The organism is Actinomycetospora sp. (genome assembly GCF_036497245.1).
Classification (GTDB): Bacteria; Actinomycetota; Actinomycetes; order Mycobacteriales; family Pseudonocardiaceae; genus Actinomycetospora.
In genome coordinates, this window is sequence record NZ_DASXJS010000280.1 from 1 (window position 1) to 2,843 (window position 2,843).

At 73.7% G+C, this 2,843-nt stretch carries 5 protein-coding genes; 3 read left to right on the plus strand and 2 right to left on the minus strand.

Translation table 11 applies throughout. The features are described 5' to 3' along the window. Positions 1–1,001: hypothetical protein (locus VGI02_RS28430; RefSeq protein WP_331633345.1), on the minus strand; the 1,001-nt coding region annotated here is incomplete at its 3' end. After that, positions 1,001–1,303 (minus strand): type VII secretion target, encoded by a 303-nt coding sequence (locus VGI02_RS28435; RefSeq protein WP_331633347.1) that lies wholly within the window; start codon positions 1,301–1,303, stop codon positions 1,001–1,003. The genes VGI02_RS28430 and VGI02_RS28435, both read right to left, overlap by 1 nt. Before the next feature lie 170 nt (positions 1,304–1,473). Between VGI02_RS28435 and VGI02_RS28440 the strand changes: the two genes are divergently transcribed. The 3 genes from VGI02_RS28440 to VGI02_RS28450 all read left to right on the plus strand — a co-directional run bounded on the left by VGI02_RS28440 (position 1,474) and on the right by VGI02_RS28450 (position 2,731). Beyond that, positions 1,474–1,758: a type II toxin-antitoxin system Phd/YefM family antitoxin gene (locus tag VGI02_RS28440; RefSeq protein WP_331633349.1), complete on the plus strand. Its 285-nt coding sequence runs from the start codon at positions 1,474–1,476 to the stop codon at positions 1,756–1,758. Next, entirely contained in the window at positions 1,755–2,153 is a 399-nt protein-coding gene (locus tag VGI02_RS28445) for a type II toxin-antitoxin system VapC family toxin (protein ID WP_331633351.1), read from the plus strand. Before VGI02_RS28440 ends, VGI02_RS28445 begins: the two co-directional genes overlap by 4 nt. Before the next feature lie 197 nt (positions 2,154–2,350). Continuing rightward, positions 2,351–2,731 (plus strand): DUF779 domain-containing protein, encoded by a 381-nt coding sequence (locus VGI02_RS28450; protein WP_331633353.1) that lies wholly within the window; start codon positions 2,351–2,353, stop codon positions 2,729–2,731. Positions 2,732–2,843 lie beyond the last annotated feature (112 nt).

Genomic DNA, 2,843 nt, shown 5'->3' on the forward strand with positions numbered 1-2,843 from the left:
CGGTAGGTGTTGTCGCCCGGCCGATACTCCTGCGGCTTGACCGGGTTCGCGACTGCATCTTCCATCGCCTCGTCGCTCACCCCGTGGCCGCCGTTCCTGGACTCTGCCTGCTCCTCCCCGTGCCGAGTCTTCCCCGAGATCCCCGAGGGCGGTGGGAACGGGGCCGGTCCCTGCACGGGTTCGCGCTGCTGATCGACCTGGAACGGCGCGACGGCGCTGTCGCCTGCCGCGTGGGAGGCGAGGTCGAGCAGGCCTGCACCGGCGATCCCGACTCCTGTGGCGACGCCCGCCGCCGACAGGGCGCCTCCCGGAACGCCGGCCACTGCCCCTCCACCCGTGGCCGTGAGGACAACGCTTGCGAGCCCCCCGGCCGCACTGACGGCGGCGAGAGCACCGCCGCCGAGCACCGCCCACCCGTCGACCGGGTGCTCGAAGACCGCGTACCCGAGCGAGGCCGCGACGTTCCCCATCTCGGCGACCGAAGCAGACGTGGCCGCCGCCGGCGCAGCCGGGGGTGGTGGAGCGATACCGGCGAGCGACGAGGTGGCCGCGTCGAGACCGCGCGCCGCGGCCTCGTTGGCGACGTGGGCACGCTCCTCGGCGGCTCGCATCAGAGATGCTCCGTCGTGCATCGCCTGCTCGGCGCGGTCCCGCGCGACGTCGGCGGCCGGGGCAGCTTCCGGCCCGCCCGAGGTCGCCGCCCGACCCTGGGCGGCCATCTCCTCGCCGCGGGCGTAGTCCTGCTGCGCGGCGCGGAGCTCCTCGGCGAACCTGGCGAGCGGCCCGACCGAGGTGTTCGCCGCCTCCGCGACCCGCCGCGCGCCCGTCGCGTCCTGCTGCGTCCGAGCGAGGGCGAGCGGTGCAGCCAGCCCGGTCCAGTCGGCAGTGGCCGCGCGTCCGTGGCCGGCGATCGACTCACCAGCAGCCTGAACCGCTGTCGCCGCGGCCGTGAGTTGCCGGCACGCCTCCTCGACCGCGTCCGGGTCGCCGGGAACGGGCATCAGTGCGGCCCGTCGAGCCCGGACGAGGCGCGGGCGTCGCTCGTCAGGTATTGCGCGCTCGATGCCTCGAGGGCGCCGGCGCAATCGGCCAGGCTCGTGCGGATCGCCTGGACGGCGCGGTCGAGTTTGGTCGCAAGCTCCGACGCCGCTCCGGCGAGCGGGCCCGGGCCGGCGGCCTGCGACACCTGGTCAACGGCGGCTCCGGCCTGCACTGCGGCGTCGTCGAGGGAGTCGGCGTCGGCACGCAGGCCCACGGCGCCTCGGCGGAGCTGCTCGGGGTGCACGTCGAAGCCGTCCGGCACGTCGAGGATCGTGACGCAGGAAGGACGGCCGTGGGGTCGCTTCGGAAAAGTCGGTGAGACGGGGTGGGCCCGGCCGCAACCTCGAGATTCTGACCCGCTCGACCTGACGGGCGAGCACGGCGAGGGCGACGTGCTCAGCGATGTAGCACGTATTGTGCTACTTTTGTGCGGTGGAGCGCATCGGTGTTCGCGAGCTTCGGCAGCACGCGTCGCGGTACCTCGATCTCGTCAAAGCCGGCGAGACCGTGGAGGTGACCGAACGGGGTGAACTCATCGCTCTGTTGGTGCCCGCACCACGGGGCGACTCCGTGAGGGATCGGCTCATCGCGGCGGGGAAGCTGATCCCCGCGTCGGCCCCGACGGGGCGCCTGCGGTCGTCGCGTCCCGTGCTGCCAGGGGCCGGTGAGCCCACCAACGCGGAGCTGCTCGACGCCGAGCGCGAGGAACGCCTGTGATCTACCTGGACTCCTCGGCACTCCTGAAGTTGGTGCGGGTCGAGGAGGAGACCGCGGCCTTGCGCGACTGGCTGACCCTGCATCAGGGGGACACCCTCGTGACCAGCGAGGTGGGGCGGGTGGAGGTCTTGCGTGCGGCCCGGCGAGTTGGAGCACGGGTCCAGGCCGAGGCTCGCGTCCTGCTCGGTGACCTCGACCTGGTTCCCCTGGATCGGGCCGTCCAGGACCTGGCCACTGACATCGGCGATCCTCTGCTGCGCACCCTCGACGCCCTGCATCTGGCTTCGGCGGTACTCCTGAGCGAGCACCTGATGGCTTTCGTCGCCTACGACCACCGGCTCGCTGGTGCAGCGCAGAGCGAGGGTCTGGCCGTAGCTGCCCCGGGTGCGCCGTGATGCGCACGGGCCGCGGGCGAGCGGCTGATGGGTCGCGGCGGGAGCCGGCGACCTCGGATGAGACCGACTGGGCCCAGGTGCGGCGCCCCGCCCGAGGTCACGGGCGCAGCGTCACACCGGCAGTTGGTCAGGTACGGCGGTCCCGACCTGCCCGTTCGACGGTTCCGCCGCCCCGGCGACGACAGCAGGGTGAGCCCATGACGGAGCCGATGTGCCGGATCGACGCGACGGCCGCCGCGATCGACGCGATGGACCAGTTGGCGGCCGAGCACGGCGAGCTCGTCCTGCACATCCCCGGCGGCGCCGAGGAGGCGGGGACGCCGATGTGCTTCGGGGCCGGGGAGCTTCGGGTCGGGGCGCGCGACGTCTTCCTGGGGACCGCGCACGGCGTCGAGGTCTACGAGCAGGCGAGCCGCCCCGACGCGCACTTCCGCGCCGGGTGGGACGCCCACCTCGACGTCGTCCCCGGGCGGGCGCCCGGGTTCTCGCTCCACCCCGAAGACGGCATGCGCTTCACCATCCACGACTCACGCCCGGCGGATCACCGCGCGGGAACCGGCGCGGAGGCCGCGGGGTAGTCGGGCAGGCCGATCGCGTCCGACGGCGGGCGGCCGAACCGGTCGAACAACCCGCCGAGCTTGTCCGAGGCCTGGGCGGCGACCCCGAACGCGGCACGCTGCAGCGTCCGAC

Coding starts and splice junctions, on each gene's coding strand:
- VGI02_RS28450 (WP_331633353.1), top strand. CDS start 2,351: ATGACGGAGCCGATGTGCCGGATCGACGCGACGGCCGCCGCGATCGAC.